At 51.0% G+C, this 20227-nt stretch carries 17 protein-coding genes; 13 read left to right on the top strand and 4 right to left on the bottom strand.

Annotation, left to right across the window (positions count from 1 at the left end; translation table 11 throughout):
* The first annotated feature begins 59 nt into the window (after positions 1-59).
* From LACPH_RS00375 to LACPH_RS00320, 12 genes are all read left to right on the top strand, one after another.
* The gene (locus LACPH_RS00375) at positions 60-812 is read left to right on the top strand and encodes a gamma-glutamyl-gamma-aminobutyrate hydrolase family protein (RefSeq protein WP_274784115.1); all 753 of its coding nucleotides are present in this window, start codon (positions 60-62) and stop codon (positions 810-812) included.
* Positions 809-2191, top strand: coding sequence for an APC family permease (locus tag LACPH_RS00370; RefSeq protein WP_274784114.1), 1383 nt, complete (start codon positions 809-811; stop codon positions 2189-2191). The genes LACPH_RS00375 and LACPH_RS00370 overlap by 4 nt, the downstream gene beginning before the upstream one ends.
* Positions 2184-2567, top strand: a complete 384-nt coding sequence (locus tag LACPH_RS00365; protein ID WP_010490145.1) for a RidA family protein — start codon at positions 2184-2186, stop codon at positions 2565-2567. The genes LACPH_RS00370 and LACPH_RS00365 overlap by 8 nt, the downstream gene beginning before the upstream one ends.
* 3 nt (positions 2568-2570) lie before the next feature.
* The gene (locus LACPH_RS00360; protein ID WP_274784113.1) at positions 2571-3716 is read left to right on the top strand and encodes a trans-sulfuration enzyme family protein; all 1146 of its coding nucleotides are present in this window, start codon (positions 2571-2573) and stop codon (positions 3714-3716) included.
* Positions 3701-4465: a helix-turn-helix transcriptional regulator gene (locus LACPH_RS00355; protein ID WP_306387719.1), complete on the top strand. Its 765-nt coding sequence runs from the start codon at positions 3701-3703 to the stop codon at positions 4463-4465. The genes LACPH_RS00360 and LACPH_RS00355 overlap by 16 nt, the downstream gene beginning before the upstream one ends.
* Before the next feature lie 493 nt (positions 4466-4958).
* Complete coding sequence (locus tag LACPH_RS00350; RefSeq protein WP_274784112.1) at positions 4959-5801, top strand: DUF3100 domain-containing protein; 843 nt, start codon at positions 4959-4961, stop codon at positions 5799-5801.
* Positions 5801-6247, top strand: a complete 447-nt coding sequence (locus LACPH_RS00345) for a hypothetical protein (protein ID WP_274784111.1) — start codon at positions 5801-5803, stop codon at positions 6245-6247. The genes LACPH_RS00350 and LACPH_RS00345 overlap by 1 nt, the downstream gene beginning before the upstream one ends.
* Entirely contained in the window at positions 6248-7579 is a 1332-nt protein-coding gene (locus LACPH_RS00340) for an amidohydrolase family protein (RefSeq protein WP_274784110.1), read from the top strand.
* Positions 7543-8283, top strand: coding sequence for a sulfite exporter TauE/SafE family protein (locus LACPH_RS00335; protein WP_274784109.1), 741 nt, complete (start codon positions 7543-7545; stop codon positions 8281-8283). The genes LACPH_RS00340 and LACPH_RS00335 overlap by 37 nt, the downstream gene beginning before the upstream one ends.
* A gap of 456 nt (positions 8284-8739) precedes the next feature.
* Positions 8740-9342 carry a TetR/AcrR family transcriptional regulator gene (locus LACPH_RS00330; protein WP_010490157.1) on the top strand — a complete coding sequence of 201 codons (603 nt, stop codon included), beginning with the start codon at positions 8740-8742 and terminating at the stop codon, positions 9340-9342.
* The gene (locus LACPH_RS00325) at positions 9339-12761 is read left to right on the top strand and encodes an MMPL/RND family transporter (protein ID WP_306387086.1); all 3423 of its coding nucleotides are present in this window, start codon (positions 9339-9341) and stop codon (positions 12759-12761) included. Before LACPH_RS00330 ends, LACPH_RS00325 begins: the two co-directional genes overlap by 4 nt.
* A gap of 333 nt (positions 12762-13094) precedes the next feature.
* Positions 13095-14477, top strand: coding sequence for an MFS transporter (locus LACPH_RS00320; RefSeq protein ID WP_274784106.1), 1383 nt, complete (start codon positions 13095-13097; stop codon positions 14475-14477).
* Between the two features lie 136 nt (positions 14478-14613).
* Here LACPH_RS00320 and LACPH_RS00315 read toward each other — a convergent pair whose 3' ends face one another.
* Positions 14614-14934 (bottom strand): role in replication, encoded by a 321-nt coding sequence (locus tag LACPH_RS00315; RefSeq protein WP_274784105.1) that lies wholly within the window; start codon positions 14932-14934, stop codon positions 14614-14616.
* A gap of 230 nt (positions 14935-15164) precedes the next feature.
* Here LACPH_RS00315 and LACPH_RS00310 point away from each other — a divergent pair, with 230 nt between their 5' ends.
* Entirely contained in the window at positions 15165-15428 is a 264-nt protein-coding gene (locus LACPH_RS00310; protein WP_080978142.1) for an AbrB/MazE/SpoVT family DNA-binding domain-containing protein, read from the top strand.
* Between the two features lie 222 nt (positions 15429-15650).
* Here the strand turns inward: LACPH_RS00310 and LACPH_RS00305 are convergent, their stop codons facing one another.
* Genes LACPH_RS00305 through LACPH_RS00295 form a run of 3 tightly spaced genes read right to left on the bottom strand, consistent with a single transcriptional unit; the run spans position 15651 to position 20188 of the window.
* Positions 15651-16592 (bottom strand): glycoside hydrolase family 43 protein, encoded by a 942-nt coding sequence (locus tag LACPH_RS00305; RefSeq protein WP_306387085.1) that lies wholly within the window; start codon positions 16590-16592, stop codon positions 15651-15653.
* A 27-nt stretch (positions 16593-16619) separates the two neighbouring features.
* Entirely contained in the window at positions 16620-19139 is a 2520-nt protein-coding gene (locus LACPH_RS00300; RefSeq protein ID WP_306387084.1) for a glycoside hydrolase family 30 protein, read from the bottom strand.
* A gap of 29 nt (positions 19140-19168) precedes the next feature.
* Positions 19169-20188 (bottom strand): sugar kinase, encoded by a 1020-nt coding sequence (locus tag LACPH_RS00295; RefSeq protein ID WP_010490166.1) that lies wholly within the window; start codon positions 20186-20188, stop codon positions 19169-19171.
* Positions 20189-20227: the final 39 nt, after the last annotated feature.

The following is a 20227-nucleotide window of genomic DNA, read 5'->3' as shown; positions in this document are numbered from 1 at the left end:
TTTATAAAATATTGTACTTATTAGAAGTTATGTTATAATCAAAATCGGAGGTGAATAATATGAAGAAACCACTTATCGGCATTTCAGCAGGCGTCCTTGTTGACCAAGGAGGCATGTTCCCCGGCTACAAACGTGATTATGTGAACGAGGACTACATCACCGCAGTTTCCGAAAATGGCGGGATTCCGGTCATTTTACCGTTGCTTGATGATCCTGCTGACATTGACCGACAAGTCGCGGCCTTGGATGGGCTGATCTTATCCGGCGGCCATGATGTTGACCCAAGCAGCTACAATCATGATCCCCTGGACAAGTTAGGTGACACGTCACTAAGACGGGATGCGTTTGATTTAAATCTGATTCGGTCAGCGAAACAACGCCAGCTGCCGATATTAGGGATTTGTCGCGGCACCCAGATTCTGAATGTCTATCACGGCGGCACGCTTTATCAGGATCTCAGTTATAGCGATGCGCCGACGATCAGGCACTGGCAGGCAACGAATTCAGCGCAGGTCACGCATGCCGTGCGCATCGACCAACACAGTCGCCTATTTACGATTTTAAAGCAGGCAACGGTACGGGTGAACTCGTTTCATCATCAGATTATGGCAACGATTGGCGAAGGTTTTCACGTTGTCGCAACCGCTTCGGACAATGTTCCGGAAGCGATCGAAGCAGATGGCGATCACATCATGATGGGCGTGCAGTGGCATCCGGAAATGCTCACGCACAGCCAACCGCTCATGAACGCCCTATTCAGTCACTTCATTCAACAAACGCAAGCTACCGCGGCAAGTAGCACGAGCCTATGAAAAAGAAAATCGGTTTCTGGTCAATCGTTTTATTGGCCATCAATTCCATTATCGGCTCCGGTATTTTTCTTTCACCAGGCGCCGTGGTGCAGTCTTCTGGCTCCAAAGCGTTAATTCTCTATGGCATCGCGGCTTTCTTTGCGGCAATTCTGGCCGTGACCTTTGCCGCAGCGGCTAAGTATGTCGCTCATAGCGGCGCGGCTTATATTTATGCCAAAGCAGCGTTTGGCGAACACGTCGGCTTTTATGTCGGCATCACGCGCTACATCGCCACCTGCATTGCCTGGGGCGTCATGGCCACCGCGGTCGTCAAAACCGTCTTACGCATTTTCGGTTTTGATCAAAACGATTTGATGCTAGTCACAATTAGCTTGATTTTGCTAATGCTGGCACTGCTAGTGATTAACTGTTTCGGGCCAAAATTCTTCGAGCTTGTCAACAATCTGTCAACGATTGGCAAGTTAGCCGCCTTGCTGGTTTTCATTATTTTCGGCATCGGCGTTATTGCCACCACCGGCGTGAATCATTTTGCCCAGATTGACCGGTTGACCAGCGCAGGCAGCAGCGCAACCCTGAGCACCCTGGTCATGGGCGTCATCGCCGCGTTTTATGCTTTCACTGGTTTTGAAAGCGTTGCCAGTGGGGCGGATGATATGGACAAGCCAGAAAAGAACCTGCCGATTGCCATTCCCCTTGCCATTTCGGTGATCGCGGTTGTCTATATCGGTGTCGTCTGGATTGCCATGATGGTGAATCCGCAAGCGATGATGGCCACCAAAGAAGTCGTGGCTTTAGTGGCGGTTTTCAATAACCCGCTGATTCAAAATATCGTGTTATATGGAGCGCTGATTTCAATGTTAGGCATCAACGTTGCGGCTTCTTTTCACAGTCCGCGGGTGTTGGAAGCCATTGCCAAACAAGGGCAACTGCCAAGCTGGTTAGCCGGGCGGACCGCGAAAAACTTCCCGCTGCCGGCGTTTCTTTTGACGATCGCTTTGGCGGTGCTGCTACCGATGGCTTTCCGTTATGACATGACCAGCATCATCATTCTCAGTTCCATCTCCCGCTTCGTCCAGTTTCTGATTATTCCGCTGTGCGTCATGAAATTCTTCCGTGGCCGCGGTGATCGCCGACTCATCAATCAGGCGCGCCCAAATGTGCTCACCGACATGGTTTGCCCAGCGGTGTCACTGATTCTGACCGTTTTATTGCTCATTAAATTCGACTGGATCGGTCAATTTACCATCCTGGATGCCAACAACCAGCATGCCCCGAATTATTTTGCGATTGTCGCCATGATCCTCGGCTATGTCGTGATTCCGTTTGGGATGATGCTCTTCAACTATCAAACTAAGAAAAAGAGGTATGAATATGATTAAGCGTTTGACCAGCACCCACATCCCCGCTCCCCTTGGCAGTTACGCCGCCGCGACTCAGATCGGTTCCGTCCTTTTCACCTCTGGCCAACTGCCGCTCAGTCCGGAATCCAAGGCCGTTCCGGAAGGCATCATTGCCCAAACCAAACAAGTGATGACCAATTTGAATCACGTACTGGTTGATAACGGGACGTCTTTTGATCACGTGGCCAAAACCACCGTGTACATCAATGATCTCAAGTTACTGGCGAGTTTTGATCAGGTTTATCGGACTTACTTCCATGACGGCTACCCAGCGCGCACCGCGGTTTTGGTTAGCGAATTACCAGCGCAGGCATTACTGGAAGTCGACATGGTGGCGGAAGTCCCGGAGGATTAAAAAGTGGGTATCAATACGGATCTTTTACATGGCTACCCGGTCATCGACAGCCATACCGGTGCGTCTTCGATTCCTAAGTACCAAGCATCCACGTTCAACAGCCCGGCATTGGGAACCAGTCGCGACTACATGTACACGCGGTTTGGCAACCCGACCATTGACGCCTTGCAGGAAGGCTTAGCCAAAATGACCGGGGCACAATTCAGCTTTGTCTTCAGTTCGGGCATGGCTGCTATTGCCAACACCATCATGTTGCTCAATGCCGGCGATCAGATTATTTTTCCGGTCGAAGTCTACGGCGGCACCGGTGCGTTTGCGACCAAAATCCTGCCTAAGTATGGCATTGATGTCGTGTTTACAGCTTACGATCAACTTGCTAATATTGAGCAGGCACTGACGCCCAAAACCAAAATGATCTACGTGGAAACGCCGTCGAACCCGCTGCTGAAAGTCACTGACATTCAGCCCATCGTGACGCTGGCCAAGGCACATGGTATCCTGACAGTGGCCGACAACACGTTCATGACGCCGCTTTACCAGAAGCCACTGGCACTGGGCTGCGACATCGTCATCGAAAGTCTGACCAAGTTCATCAACGGTCACAGTGACGTGGTCGCCGGCGCCGTTTTGACAAACAATCAGGCCATTGCCGAAGAACTGTCACTGTTTCAAAAAGAATTCGGCAGCATTCTCGGCGTTGAAGACGCATGGCTGGTTTTGCGCGGTATGAAAACCATGGGCTTGCGCATGCAGCAATCAACGCAAAATGCCCAAAGTATCGCAACATTTTTACAGGATCATCCCAAAATCAAGCAAGTTTACTTCCCGGGCCTGCCGGAGCATCCCGGGCATGCCGTCCATATGCGGCAAGCAGAAAACGGCGGCGCGGTGTTGTCATTTGAAATTGCCGGCGCCGACAAAGCGCGGTTGAACACGTTTATCGAGGCGCTGCAATTGCCGATTTTTGCTGTCAGTCTAGGCGGGGTGGAATCCATTTTGTCCCACCCAGCCACCATGTCACACGCCTGTTTAACCGCCGAGGAACGCGCTGCTCAAGGCGTGACCGACAGCTTGCTGCGCCTATCTTGCGGCATTGAAGATACTGAAGACCTAATCGCTGACCTGACCCAGGCATTAGCCAAAATCTAACCCCGACGAATCCTGGGACTGCTGCGGTTATCAAGAAAGGAAGGATTTCGATCACCCCCGATTCTTACCGTCCATTTTTAAAATTTCTTGCGCATGTGCTCGGTCCCACGACAGAAATCGTGATGCACGCCATTAATCCCGCGACCGATGGCTATGATTCCTCGATTGTTTTCTTGGCAAATAGCATCTCCGGACGCACCATGGATTCTCCGGCGACCGACTTCATCGCAAAAGTCTTACACGATAAACTGTATCAGCACCAGGATTACGTCGTGCACTATCAAAGCACGTTGATGAATGGCAAAAAAGTCAACTCTGCCAGTTTTTTCATCAAGAACCAAGCCGGCGAGCTGATCGGCATGATCTGCATCAACACCGACGTCAGCCGCTTCCAACAACTGGCGACGCTCGAAAAATTAAGCGAAGAACTCCTTCAGGCCTTCCAACCGGAACTAGCCCCTGCCGCGGACCTGCTTGAATCGACTCCCCCAACGGAAAACCTGTTCATTCAACCAGAAGGCGCCATTCGGCAAGTCGTCATCGAACAAACGGGAACCCCCAACCCGCCAATCGCCGACCTTACCCGCAAGGAAAAAATCGCCATCGTGCGCCGCCTCTATGAGCAACACTTCTTCGAACTCAAAGACGCCGTCGCCAAAACCGCGGCATACCTCAACATGTCCACCGTCAGCATCTATAAGTATTTGCAGATCATCAAACAGGCTGATAAAAGCACGTCGTATGAGTGATGAGTTTGGATTAGTTAGCGGCTGAGTTATTTCAATCATTGAAGTTTCCTAATGTCAGAAACTATCGAAAAACGTTAGGCTAAAAGTTCCTTGCCGTGCCAAACTGCGCAATCTCCGGCCAGCTGGGGTGGCGACGCGAAGCTAGAGCGGAGGGCACAGCTGAGCCGCATCTGGCCTACGATTGCTCCGCTTTGGCACTAGGCTGTTTCAAATTTTCACTAAATTATTCGCTTTGACTCTTAGAACGAATGAGCTCCCAAATATATGGGAATCATTCGTTTTTTATTTTGAATTACGAATCCTGCTTGTCATTATGTTGACTAACATGCTATCGATCAGGCCGTCAATACTGTCATTTATTCAATCTCATCATCTGATATATCAGTACTACGAATATAAATACGAACATTAAACTGTATTTTAATCTAATCGTCCTTTATTTACCCAAATAATTGCGCTAAACTAGGTCTATTCATTTCACAAGGAGGACCCCATGACTTACCCTAGCTTACGCGCACGTATTAAAGTCGAATGGAAAAGTTATCTTGTCGCTGCTTTATTCACCGCGATCGCTGAATACATCGGAACCGTGAAACTTAAAGTCGGTCCGGGGATGATCATTTTATTTCCGGTTTTCTACGCCATTATTCTCGGCATGTTAAGTGGTCCGCAAGTGATGCACTGGTTTGACAACAAACACGTCAAAGCCGCATCGAAACTGGTCATCGTTGGGATCTGCCCGTTTGTTGTGAATCTCGGCATTACGGCTGGTGCGAATATGGATATGATTCTGCACGCCGGCCCTGCCTTGTTAGTGCATGGCTTCGGCAATCTGCTCGGCATTTTCTTCGGCCTCCCTTTGGCTATGTTGCTCGGGTTGCGGCGCGAGTCCATCGGCGCCACGAGTTCGCTTAATCGCGAGTATCACCTTGCCTTGATCAATTCGGCTTATGGTTCGGATTCTGACGAAGCCAGCGGCAGTATGGCAATTTATATCGTCGGTGGCATTCTCGGCACGATTTATTTTGGCATCATGGCCACGGTGCTCGGCATGACCGGCTGGTTTGATCCTAAGGCGCTGGGCATGTCCACTGGCGTCGGGGCCGGCATTTTCATGGCCTCGGCCAGCGCCAGTCTCGCCCAGCTGTTCCCCCACGATGCCAACACCATCACCGCCATGGCGTCAGCCGCCAATACCATCGCCGGCATCACCGGTATTTACATCACCATGTTCCTGGCGATTCCGTTGACAGATAAGCTTTACACGATTTTGGATAAAATGTTCGCCGGCCGCCGTTCCAAGACGCCTGCTGCAGTGAAAGGACGGATTAAGTAATGCGATTACGTGAATGGTTGTTTCTCCTCAGTGTCTGTGGTGTCGGCACCTTGCTGGCTAACTGGATCGGTTCCGGCGTCAGCATCGCCAAAAGTCTCCCGGGCGTGGTCATTCTCATCGCCATCACCCTTGTCGCTGTTGTCTTAGCCAAAATCATGCCGTTCAAGCTGCCCATCATCGCCTATTGTTCGGTTTTAGGACTACTGGCAGCCGCGCCATTTTCACCGATTGCCGTGGTCGTCATCAGTTCGACCAAAGTCATCGCCTTCGCCGCACCGTTCACCGTGGTCGGCTCGTTTGCCGGGATTGCGATTTCCGATAAGCTGGGCACCTTCATCCATCAAGGCTGGAAGTACATCATCGTCGGGGTTGCCGTGATGACCGGGACGTTTGTCGGCTCGCTTTTGTGGGACACCCTCACGTTGAAACTGACAGGGGTGATTTAATTGGCCAGCACACTGATTCAGGATACGTTGACCATGACCGCGCCTGGGACGATTAAGACGCATCAGGATATTTTCATTAAAAACGGTAAAATTACGCAGGTAGGCGACCATGGCAGTTTTCCAGCCGAAGCTGATGATGTCATTGACGGCACCCATCGTTTATTCATGCCCGGCTTGATCGACAGTCATTTACATACTGGCCAGCAATTACTCCGCGGCCGCGTGCTGGACACCAAAGGCATTATCTGGAAAAAGATTATGCTGCCGTTTGAAGCTGATACGACGGCCGAGACCATGACGCTTAACGCGCAACTAGCGGCACTGGAAATGATCACCAGTGGCACGACCGGATTTGTGGACGCTGGCGGTTATCACATGGCCGCCGCCGGAACTGTTTATGCGCAAAGCGGATTGCGGGGTGCCCTTGCCTATTCAACCATGGACGATCCGACGCTGCCTGCTTCGATTAACATGGATGCCAAAACCGCCATTGCCCACACTGATGCACTTTACGACCAGTTTCACGGCCACCATCATTTACAGGTTTATTATTCGCTGCGGGCGTTGAATAATTGTTCCGACGAACTCGTGGATTTGGCCGCCCAACGCGCCGCCGATCGCCATATCTTTCTTGAGGCCCATATGAACGAATACCCCCAAGAAGTGGCTGGCATTCTTGACCGTTGCGGTGAACGACCTTATGTTTACCTTGCCAAACGCGGTGCCTTGAGCGATCATTTTCTAGGTGCGCATAGCCTTTTTCTAGACGACGCCGAAAAAGCCTTGATCGAAAAGTATCACGTTAAGCTCAATCACAGCCCATTCAGTAACTCTGGCAAAGGGGTGCCGCCAACGCCTGAACTGTTGAAGGCTGGCGTCTCTATTGGTCTGGGATCCGATGGCGCGGCGCATGGCGGCTTGAGTCTGTGGCAGGAAATGAAAATTTTCCGGGCGATCATGACCTTGCATTATGGCGTGCCACAGCACATCGCCAACATCATGCCAGCAACCACTATCATGTCAATGGTGTTAGATGGCGGTGCGGCGGCATTGAATATGACTGGGCAGCTGGGACGCATCGCTCCGGGGTATCAAGCAGACATCATCGGTCTGGACATCGACAGTCCGCACTTATGGCCCACCGGTAATTGGAACAACACGTTATTAGAAAGTGTTAACGCCAATGATGTGGCTGATTCCATGGTGGCCGGCAAGTGGCTGATGCGAAAACGAAAAGTGTTAACATTAGATGTAGAAAGGATCAAAGCCGTGTGTGCGCGGCGCTACCCAACATTATGGCAATCATCATCATCGCAATTGGCAACATCATAATCGGCGGCCTCGTCGGCATGACCGGCGTGGCTGGTTTTTTACTTCCAATCTTATACACGGCAGGACTCGGCTACAGCACCACGGAGGGTCTGGCGTTTAGTTTTCTGGCGTTCATTATCTCCGGCTGGCTCGGATCACGCCATTATCAACGACAGGGATTGATGGATCGGCGCATCGCTTATCTACTCAGCGGCGGCAGTTTCGTCGGCGCTATTCTTGGTGTCCGACTAAACCTTTTACTGCCGACCAGCTGGGTTCAGCTGTTACTCTACCTGGTCGTTTTGCTATCCGGCATCGCTATTCTGATTCAACAACGCTATCCACCAAAACCCGGCGTCGATCATCTGAATCACCCGGTTTTACTTGTCATTTTAGGCATCGTCACCGGTTTAATCTGCGCGCTTTCCGGAGCAGGCGGCCCAGTGCTGGTCATGCCGCTACTCGTGTTACTCGGCTGTGAACCACACGCAGCAGTCGGCATCGCTTTGTTAAACTCAGTCTTCATCAGCTTACCCGCCGCGGTCGGCTACCTCAGTCAGATCCAGCTCATGAACACCCTACCACTACTCGCCATCATCCTCGTCACCCACGGCCTCGGCGTCATCGTCGGCAGCCGCCTCGGCCCCAAAATCGACGGGCGTTTATTAAAAAACGGCACTGCAATTTTTTCGATTATCCTTGGTTGCATTAAGCTTTGGCCATAAATCAAGAAATGTTGAAGACTGCATAAATTCAGACTATGCGTTTCTTGTCGTGCCAAACTCCGCAATCTCCGGCCAGCTGGGGCTGGAACGTGGTGGGCACGACTTTGAGCCTCAGCAAAACCGGCTGAGTCTCAAAGCTCGGCCTTGTACTACGCTGGGAAGACCGCCCAGCTAGTACAATTTCACCACTGAGCCCCATCTGGCCTACGATTGCTCCGCCTTGGCACTGGTTTTTAAAAACTTAACAAAATATCTGATTGAAACAGACGAAATAACTTCCGCATGAGCGTTTTTTATTTCGTCTGTTTTGTTTGGCTTGATGAGTTATAGCACAACTTTTGTCTTCTGAGATAACCAGATGACTAACAGCAGAATATTATTTTCATATTTTCTTGACAAGAATATTCATAAACGCTAACATATGCGAATGAACGTTCATTCCATAAGGAGGTTATCATGGCATCTATTCCTGTACCAAGTCCGATTATCGAGCAGGCTGTTAAGTTGTTCGCCGAACGCGGTTACGCCGAAACTAACCTGCCGTCGATCGCCAAAGCGGCAAAAGTCGCGGTTGGCACAATTTATCGGCATTTTAAAAGCAAAGAAGATATTCTCAACACCGCCTTTACGGATATTATGAATTTCTTCCACAACTCGCTAGCCGAAGCCGCTGACTGTGATCCCGATGACCCAGAGACCATGTTCGGCCGCTTGTTTGACGCAGCAACCGCATCCATGGAGCAGTACCCGACAGAGTTGCATTTTATTCAGCAAAACGTCTTCAATGAAGCACTCAATGCCGAAAGCCGGGCCGCCCGCGGGCGCGTGATTACACTCATTAACAACATGCTCATGGATGGCCAGGACCGCGGGGTGATTGTCAAAGCCGATGTCCGCACCCAACTCGCCATTCTATACGGCAGCATCGTCAGTATGATTGATATCGTCTGGGCGCAGCAGCAAATCGAAGGCCACGTTTCCAACCAAAAAGCATTGGCCGCCGATTTGAAAAATCAGGTCTGGAACGGTCTCACCAGTGAAAGAAGGGTCTTTAATTGAAAAATCTTCGCAATCGTCACATCCCTGCCCTGATTTTCTGGCTTGTCGTTATTTTGGTGACCCTCGTGACCATGCCTGACGTCTCGGGAATTGTCCGCGATAAAGGCGCTTTATCACTGCCCAAAAACGAAGAAAGCCAGGTTGCGGCCAACATTGAGAAAAAGGCCAACCATAACCAGAAAGTCCGCTCCTTCGCCCTCGTTTTTAGCAATGGCGACAAAAAGCTGACGGCAACCCAGAAAAAAGCGATCACCAAAACGCTCAAGGGCCTCAAAGATTCTAAGGCCGTTAAAATTGTCAACGTCACGCAGTCGTCTGACAACGCCGAAACCAAAAAGCAGCTTGATGCCAAAGATGGCACCACTCAGATGGCACTGGTTGACGTGAAAGCCAAGGGTCAGGTCCGGCCGCAAACCAAGAATCTCGAGCAACAAATCAAAACCGCGAACGTCAAAACATATGTCACTGGCAGCGATGTGCTCAACGATGACTTCGCCACGGTAACCGAAAAAGGCATCCAGAAAACGGAAATCATTGCCGCGATTTTCATCTTTATTGTGCTAATCATCGTTTTCCGTTCACCAGTTGTGCCGTTGGTCTCGCTGTTAACCGTTGCGATTTCCTTCCTGACGTCGTTGAACATCATCATGACGCTCGCCGATAAAGCCAATTTCCCGATTTCCAATTTCACGCAAGTCTTCCTTGTGGTTGTCTTATTCGGGATCGGGACAGATTACAACATTTTGCTATATGACGACTTTAAAGCCGCGTTGTCCCAAGGCATTCCCAGAACCAAGGCAGCCGGCATTGCCAGACGTTTCGGCGGCCGTACGATTCTTTATTCCGGATTGTCGGTTTTAATCGGTTTTTCCGTTCTCGGTTTAGCCAACTTCAAGTTCTATCGTTCCGCGGTTGGTGTCGCCATTGGGGTGCTCATTCTTTTGACGGTGCTGTTAACCCTGAACATGTTCTTCATGGCGACTATGGGCGAAAAGCTCTTCTGGCCCAGCAAGAATCTGGATGGCCACAGCACCAGCCGCCTGTGGCATGGTCTTTCCAAAGTTGGCATCGCCCGCCCGCTCATCACGCTTGGCGTTATCGGCATCATCGCCGTGCCATTTTTACTGAATGCCAACCAGACACTTAACTTCAACAACGCCGACGAACTGCCGGAAACGTTGCAATCCAAAGTCGGTTATCGCCTGATTCAGGATCATTATTCAAAAGGCATGGCCTCGCCGACCACGATTTATATTCAAAGTAAGCACCCGCTGAATAGCCAGACCGTTTTGGGCACGATCGATGACGTCACCACCTACCTGCAAAAGGAAAAAGGTGTCAAAACCGTGGCGTCGGTCACCCAGCCAGGCGGCAGTAAAATCAAGTCGCTGTATCTCAACGACCAGCTCAAAACGATCAACAGCGGCTTAACGCAAAGTGTCAAGGGTCTGAAGCAGGTGCAGGCTGGACTTAATGACGCCAACACCCAAATCAAAAACGCCAATGTCGCAGGCAGTACCCAGCAGGTGCAAACCTTGGCGGACGGCACCACAACATTGTCCTCTGGTGCCAGCAGCCTCAGCAGCGGCATTAGTCAGTACACATCCGGGGTCACCTCGCTGAATAATGGCCTCGGCCAGTTAAGTAGCCAGCTACCAACGCTAACTTCTGGCGTCAACACCTTGAGCACCGGCTCCACTCAGCTAGCCAAAGGTATGAACGAGCTCAATAGCAACAGCACCGTGCTTGCCAGCGGGATGAATCAGCTCAGCAGCAAGTCAAGCGAACTCACCAGCGGCATGGACACGTTGAATAATCAGATTCAGATGTTAACCGGAACTGCCCAACAAATCATCACACTCATCAATCAATTGCCGGATGCCAGTCAGCTCACCCAGCCAATTCTGGACAAAATCAACGCCTTTTCCAGCGGGGTACAGCAACTGACTGATGGCACGAGCGCTTTAGGTGATGGCATTAAAACCTTAAATGCCGGCACCACTGCCATGAACAACGGCATCGGCACCCTCACTAGCGGTACCAATCAGCTGAACAGCGGCATCAATTCGCTGAACAGCCAAGTCCCGACGCTGGTTTCCGGTGTCAACCAACTCAGCTCGGGTTCTTCTCAACTCGCCAGCCAAAATGGCACGCTTAATAATGGCGCGTCGCAAATTGCGAGCGGCGCGGATCAGGTCAACACCGGCGTTCAGACCTTGAACACGAAAATCAAAGCAATTTCCCAACAAGTCAGTTCCATGCAAAGCGGCCTCACTTCCGCCAATCAAGCCCTCGGCACGATTGCGGACGGCAGCACCAGCATGAAGCAATATCTGACTGAGCTACAGCGATCGTATTTAGGCAAAAAGTTCTATATTCCAAACGCCACCTTGAAAAGTAAAACCTTTAAGCCAGCATTAGCGACTTACATGGCTGATAACAACAAAATCACGAAGTTTACCGTGGTGTTAAAAGGCGATCCAAGTACCGATGCGGCCGCCCAACAAATTAAAGCGATCAAAGAGGATCTCACCGCCAAGTTGAAACACACGCCGCTTGATGATGCGACTGTGGCAATTGGCGGCCAAACGTCGCAAACCGCTGATCTCCAGGACTTGGCAAACGGCGACTTCGAACGAACCGCTGCCATCATGATTATCGGGATCGGTATCGCGTTGATCGTCGTCACGCGCTCCGTGATTCAGCCAATCAGCATCATTACCACCCTGTTGATGGCCTATATCACATCATTGGGATTGACTAGATTGTTTTCAACCTATGTACTTGGGCGCGCCATGTTAACGTGGAACACCCCATTCTTCTCCTTCATCATGCTCGTTGCCCTCGGCGTTGACTACAGCATCTTCCTCATGGTTCGCTACCGTGACAACGCGCTTGAAGGTGGCACCATGACCCAGCGCATCGCCAAAGCCGCCACCGTTATCGGCGCCGTTGTCATCTCAGCTGCGGTTATCTTAAGCGGCACTTTTGCGGCCATGATCCCGTCCGGCATTACCACCTTGATTCAGGTAGCGCTGGCCGTCATCATCGGACTGATCTTATTGGTCTTCCTGCTGCCACTGGTCATGTCCAGTGTTATCAGTCTGACCGACAAACAGATGCACAAAAACAACCACCCGCAAGGCCCCGGACCGGCTCCTGATTCAGATGCACCCGATCCAGATGGCCCAACCAAGCCAACACCTAAAGCGCCGGTTGTAACCCCTACAGCCGCGAATTCGGTGCCCAAGCAGCAACAACCATCCTCGCATGCTGCACCGCGTGTCCACTTGGCGGCGATGCCAACAGCAGACTCGCAAGCCTCGCCGTCTAAAACTTCACGGCATCAGCCAAAGCAGACATCAGCTGCGGCCTCGTCAGGAAGCAAGCCGTCAGATACGAACAATCCGGAGTCGTGACTCATCGATAAGCTTCGTCACCGCGATGAGTGATGTCGGGTTTATCTTCGGTATAGATAGTGTTGGTTAATCGTTGACCACCGACAATGCAATTTAAAATCGACATGAGTCCCATTGTTATTAGTGAAGCATCTGCTAATGATGATGGGACTTTTTTTATGGCGTGTACCGGCCTTAATTGTATTCGTGGCCTTTAGCGACTAACACGCTGCTAACAGTGTGTAATCTTTTCCACGTGAAAGCGCTTGCGTTTGCGTGTCGCTGAGGAATCTGCTATCGTCAGCAGTGGCCTGAGTCTGGTTCAGACTAAATTATAGAAACGAAGGCACGCACATGACGACTTCACCGGTTTCGCATCGCACGCAGCTCGCTATTTTATCAGCTGGACTGCTGACATTTGTCGGTATTCTGGTTGAAACGTCGATGAATGTAACGTTTCCAACATTGATTAAAACGTTACATGTGTCCTTATCCACGGTGCAATGGCTCACTTCTGGCTACCTATTGATGGTCACGTTAGTCATGAGCACCACCGCTTTTTTATTACGCCGCTTTAACACGCGTTCCCTGTTTCGTGGCGCCGTTTTGTGCGCACTGGCCGGAACAGTGCTGTGTATCTGGGCACCGAATTTTCCGATCCTTTTTGCTGGGCGACTACTACAGGCACTAGCAACTGGGGTTTCGACGCCGTTGATGTTCCATCTGATCCTGACCTTAACCCCACAGGCACACCTTGGCCTTTACGTCGGCATGGCCAGCGTTGTCACGTCACTGGCACCAGCGTTAGGGCCGACATATGGCGGTTTGTTAACCTACTATGCATCATGGCGGATGATCTTTTGGCTGGTATTGCCTGTCATTTTATTAGTCTGGTCCATGGGTGAAGCCACTATTCGCGTCAAAGCGCGCGCCACGGACGAGCGCTTCGACTTCATGGGCTTCTTGCTGTTGGCGGTAGGCTTGTTTTCGCTCATTGAACTGCTTGATCAATTCACGGCAGCCGGCATCACCGTTGCTTTCTGGATCTACGCCGTCGCATTAGCTGTAGCCATCATTGGCATGGGCACTCATTTACGCCGTACATCAACGCCATTACTCAATTTTTCATTACTCAAACACGCCGGTATTCGCGCCCGTGCCATTAATTTCTTCATTCTGCAATTCGGCAACATCGGCATTGCTTTTGTCATCCCGATCTTTGCTGAAAATGTGTTGCACACTAATGCTTCGGTCGCCGGGCTACTATTATTGCCCGGCTCCCTGCTCGGCGCAGCAGTTTCACCAATTGGCGGCGCCTTGTACGATCGCTTCGGTGCCCATCGGTTATTGTTAATCAGTGACGCGGCGATGGTGGTCGGTGCCATGCTGCTTGGTCTGTTCACGCATCAATTAGGCATGGCGTTGATCGTCGGGTTCTATCTAATTTTTCGGGTGGGCTTCAATCTCGGCTTCGGCAATACCATGTCCGATGCCAGCACTATGGTAGACGGTCCAGCAAAAGCCGACATCAACTCTCTGTTCAACACCTTGCAGCAATACGCCGGCTCGCTAGGCACAGCCAGTCTGTCAGCCATTATCACGCTGCAACAACGCCTCGCCCCCACTGGTGCCGAAGCTACCGGCAGCCAAATTGACTTTTTCCTGCTGGCTGGATTGGCGGCACTAACCTTCGTTATCCAGTGGCGGCTAGGTGACAGGCATCAACAAGCCGTATAATCGCACGCAATAAACATAGTGCTCCATATCAAAAAGAAAGAACGTAAACTTTTGCCAGATTTTTCGACAAAGTCTACGTTCTTTTGTTTTGCAAAACCTAGTGAGGGCGATCAAACAAGTGATCCCACATTTTCACTCAAGCATCTTCCAGCACCCGATATTGCTTCAGAAACTTTTTCTTAGAAACAACCCGATGATTGGTCACGTCCAAATAGTCACCCGGATAGCCCAGCACATACATGTCATAACCTGCAAAGCCGCCGCCGACCGTGCCAACTGCCCCGAACTTTAAGTTGGTTCCCATAGACGGGTTCAGGCCGCTCATCAAAACGCGTAGGTGATTGTCCATCCAATAAAGATAATTCTCTTCAAATGCTAACTTCACCCACTCCGGTTGTTCATTGGTTTTGCTGATTTCCCAAACTTCGGCTGGTTGGCCTTTATATAAAACTTTCATGATCTTCACCTCGCTGCCTTTGTGTCTTTGAATGAAAGCTGACAGCATGTCCTATATCGTTATTTTTACGGCCTCATTTTAATCCCTGTTGTGCACGCAAACAATGATACTGGCCCAAAAATCTTTTCCGAGTCAGTCACATACTAGCAATTAAGAAGTAAGCATGTCAGAATAATGACATAAGCTGTATGAAGAAAAAACATTTACCTTTTATCAAGGAGGCCGTGTCAATGACAGCCAAAGTCAAAATGTCGTCTGAGGGTCAGATTGTCATTCCGATTGAAATGCGTAACCAGTTACATCTTGACGAAAATAGTGAGCTTGTCGCTACAATCGTTGATGATAAAATTGTTATCCGCGCATTGCCGACTGCTGATGAGTGGACAGATTTGTTCAAGAATACACCCACTGAAGTCGTCAACCTCGATAAACGTGGCCATTATGACCCAGAAAAATCCCCCGCCTTCCATGACTGGATGCACGAGAATGATTAGTCGTAGAAAATACCATTAGAGCATCTTAAACCAGTAAGATGAAATCAGGCAACAGAAGCACGAACAGTCAAAGTACAGTGTCGATCAACAAATCCAATTTATCTCTGAAATGAACAGTCCATCTAAAAAATAGCCGTACCCCAAAACCGGGATACGGCTATTTCATTGTCATGGTGACTCGCACATGACCCTAGATCGTTTTTCTTACTCACTAAATCATTTTCACTGCCAACGTTTAATCAACCGCGCATAGCCCGCCTGATCAATCGGCAGTACCGAGCCGTGGCGCGGCCGGTCTGGCAACTGATAGGTCGCCGCAGATGGCTGCGTGAATTGACCGCTGGCAAGATCTTCGGTCAGGGCTGGGACATACGCCCGGACGTCGTTGTTAACTTGATCCAACAACAAACTCCACCGACCATCCGGCAACTGGTAGGCTTGCGGTCCTTCCACACGCTGCATATTGGCCAGATAAGTCGACGCAATCGGATGACCAGCAACATCATCCAAATGCTGCACGCGGTCCATCACGACTTGCCCACGTTGATTCAGTTTCCAGAATCGATAAAACCCGTCGTCCGCCGCAACCACATCGAGATCAATCACATCAAAAGTCACATCGCTAAGATAAACTTTCGGCGTTGTAAAATGTCGGAAGTCTTTGGTATGGGCTGAATAGATGCGCAACTTTTTCGGATTCTCTGTGGTATCCGTCGCCGACCAGAACAGCCGGTCATCCCCGTGATCAGGATCAAAGATGGCCTCCGGCGCCCAGACACAGCCAAAATGGGGCCCTAACGTAACACTCTCCCCTTGATCCCAAGTGACTAAATCCTTGGAATGCCAGACGAGCAGTTGATCACTGCCGGCAACCTCGGCGCGGGTCCAGGCACCGGGTTCTGTGTGCCCATACATCCGCAAATCCGTTGCCAGCAACACGTAATCGCCGGCTTGCGTCCGAAACAGAAACGGATCGCGGGCGCCATGTGTCCCGAGTTGGTTGGTGATGACCGGCGTATTGTCATGCAACGCCGTAAAATGCAGGCCATCCCGACTGAGCGCAAAGTAAATTTGCTCGCCATTTTGGTACTGTTCACCTGTAAAATAGCTCATTAAATACCCATAAGCTGGCTGGGCCACCTGACTCACCTTCCTTTGAAACATACTGCCAGAAGTCACAACTCCTGCCGCTTACAAGATCGGGGCCACGCCGTCAAAGGTATAGCTGCCATCAACAACTGTCACGGTAACGTGATGTTGTCCCGCTGCCAAATCCGTCACCATCGCATTAGGCTGTTTGGCCAACGCTGTCAGCGGTACGACCTCCTGAGCGCGGCCATCTACCCTGATCCGCAGACGACTTGGTTGATCTTGGGTACCAAAGAGGACAAAACCCGTCCCATCAGTATCAAAATCAAGTGTGGCGCCTTGCTCACCGGTCGATTGCGACCGTTCCCAGGCGTGCGGGAACCGGGCTGCAATGCGTGCCCAATGCTCGTCACTAAACGCCAAGCTGGCATCCAGATCATCACGCCGATGTCCCAAAACCGCGGTCGCCGACGTGCTCGTCACTGTCAGACTGTGAATCACGGTCTTGAAATAACCGGTGCCGATTTTCACCTGCCCGGCTAATCCCGGCTGGTTGCTTGGATCATCATAAGTAACATACGTTTCGCCATCGACTTGCACGGTAATGTGCCGATCCGTTGCCTGCACCACCAATTCGTGACTGACAGCAGCATCAAAAACCGGTACGTCCAATGTGTTCTGCAAGGCACCGCGCACGTAGAACCGCAGCTTACCGCCCACGGTGATCGTGGCGGCATACGGTGCGGAGAATAAGCTACCTTCAAAGTCATCCACACTGCGGACGCCTAAGCCGACATAATTGGCACTTACCGTATTTTGCTGGGTCGTGGTATCAAATGTGAACGTCAACGCCGCCGCATAATTCAACCAGCGAATATCGCCAACCGTGAAATTCGGGTCGGTTTGCGTCTCCCAGGCCAAAGCCCGTGACTGCTCGGTGATCTGTTGCTGGAGCACTGGCTTCCCGGCATGTTCCACCACTTCAAAAGCACCGTCCATGTCAGTCGTATACCGCGGCGTGCCACCACGCCGTTTGAGATAATCTTCCGGCATGTCCGCATACGTATAGTCATCATGGAACAACACATGTTTTTCAGGATCCTGTTGCAGTGGCTGATCCTGACTCACAGCCGGACTCGGCAACTGCGCTTGCGGCTGAAAATCCGCCGTGGTCGCACTAACAATGGCCCGAGGCGCGATCGTGACCGTTACAACCCCGTCTTTTGGCGTCAGGGTTGCCACCTGCTCGCGATCGTGGATCTTGCCATTTTCATCGGCCCACGTCTGCCAAACATGCAACGGCTTGCTGGCGGCCGGTAGATCCTTCACTTTCACCTGATAGTGTTGAGGAGCATTCGTATCATTGACCAAAATGACCGTGTAGTCCGCGCGATCAGGCGCCACGAGCGTCATGGCGCTGGCCGCACCAAAGGCCTGACTCAGATTCTCCGTCCCAGCCACCTCGCTCACGGTCGCATTCGGCACATACCGCCAATTCTTATCAGCAGTCTGATCACGCCAGCCAGTCAAGGCAAAATCGGTAAAATGATGCATCACTGCCAGCCCAACGGTATCCTGCTGGAAGTAACCGGACCACGGCGTATCCATTTCCAGCAACTGCTTGCCTGGATACTTCGCACCTGGATAAAGGCCGCCAATCGCTGGTTGGAAAATGTACAAACTGCGCCGGGACCGGGCGTAGCTTTTGACTAGTCGATTCGCAACGTCCAAAGCACTGATAAAACCGCCAATGCCGATGCCGGTCGTGTCTTGCACCCGCAATGTTCCGAATGTGACCGGAGCCACGCCTTCGCTGTACCAAACTTCCTTGTGGAGCTTATCGGCGATTTGGGTGAAGGGATGATCTGGCCCGTCATCGGTATTGTAATGGTAGCCAACTGCCGGAATCACGGCCTGTAACGCGGGATCTTTAAGCAGTTCTGTCCCCATGTCGGTGCCGTAATTCTGGTCAGAAGTAATCAACTTAATTGCATGATAGTCCGCCAATGGAAAGCCGTCAGGAAAATCATCCTGGTCATTTTGCAGGCGGTGCGCAAACCACTTGAGATACCGATACATCGGGTGTTTGGTCTCGTTACGATCCGGATCGATGTAATCAAACACATAACCATAAGCCTGCCACGCCGCGATCACGGTTTGCTTGTAATATTGATACATCCCTTCAAAAGACGCGCTTGGCACCTTCTGATCAGGATCATCGGACTTCACTTGCTGCCAGGTTGGCCGCAAAAATCCGGGCTCTGCCCACCGCAACATGCAGGTCTTCAAATCCGGCTGAATCTTTTTGGCGTCAGCAATCAACTGGAACCCCATACCGCGGGCGACGTTGGCCGGTTCGTCGGCTGCGCGTTGCGGCGCCGGTTCCGTCCCGCATGAGGTATTCGAATCACTGCCAAGCTCCACCTTCAACATGCGCATCAGTGGGTGCTCGCCGCCAAATAAATGTTGTAAAACCTGTTGATAAACTTTTGGCTGTTCCCATTTATAATCCATCAACAAGCGTGACGTATTGTTGCAGCTTAAGAGACCGAATCCTTTGATCGTATTCGCTTCATTTTGATCCAACTGCAGCTGGTCACCATCAATTGTTAAACTATGCATTCGCGCTTCCTCGCTTCCTGTTCCCTGGCCTAACGATCAACCCCGCTGCCGGTCGCCATGACGGCGCGGACATCGGCATCGGTAATCAAGTTCAGATCACCACTGATGGTCAGTTTGAGAACACTGGCGGAAATCGCATAGTTGATTTTGGCTTGCGGATCGAAATCATGCAGTGTGGCATGCATCAGGCCCGCACCAAAAGCATCGCCGGACGCAACCCCTTCCATGACATGCATATGGAAAGTCGGGCCTTGGTAAGTCTTGCCATTTTCGGCCAGCAAGCCGGTCCACCAGCTGTCTTCAACCGAATGAATATTGCGGACAACACTGGCAACGGTTTTGACATTCGGCCATTGCTTCATGACCTGCAACATGCCGGCTTTGAAACTATCAATCTGATCAATCCCGGTTTCCATATTGCCATCAAATGCCTTGATTCCCAGCGTCGCTTCAAAGTCTTCGTCATTCGCCAAAACAATCGTGATATATGGCATCACCTTGCCAAAGAAATCTTGAGCTTCAGCTGGCGTCCACATTTTGCCCCGATAATTCATGTCACAAACAACGGTAATATCGTGGGCAGCGCAATACTTCACAGCTGATTCAATCGCCGTTTTCATGGCTGGACTGATAGCCGGCGTGATCCCGGAGAAATAAAAATAGGCCACGTCTTTAAGCAGACTGGCCCAATCAAATTCGTCGGCTTCAGCGGTCGCAAAGGAACTGCCGGCACGATCGTACACGACATTCGTATTGCGCACACTGGCCCCTTTTTCAAAGAAATAGATCCCTAAGCGTGGTCCGCCCCGTAGAATTTTGTGCGTATCGACACCGAGCCCGCGAATGGTGTTGCGCGCCGTGTCGCCTAATGCGTTATCTGGCAGCTTGGTGACATACTGTGCCTGATCGCCAAGCAATGCCAAAGAAACCGCCACATTAGCCTCGGAGCCGCCATAATTAGCCTCGAAACCGGACGCTTGAAGAATGCGTTGATGATCGTACGGTTTTAGTCGCAGCATCATCTCGCCGAATGTTAATACTTTTGTCATCTGTAAGCCTTCCTTTCGTGAGGGCACGATTGCGCTTAC

Source organism: Lacticaseibacillus parahuelsenbergensis (assembly GCF_030770265.1).
In the GTDB taxonomy this organism is placed as follows: domain Bacteria; phylum Bacillota; class Bacilli; order Lactobacillales; family Lactobacillaceae; genus Lacticaseibacillus; species Lacticaseibacillus casei.
The sequence above is the reverse complement of the archived record's forward strand: the minus strand, read 5'-3'. Positions and strand labels throughout refer to the sequence as shown.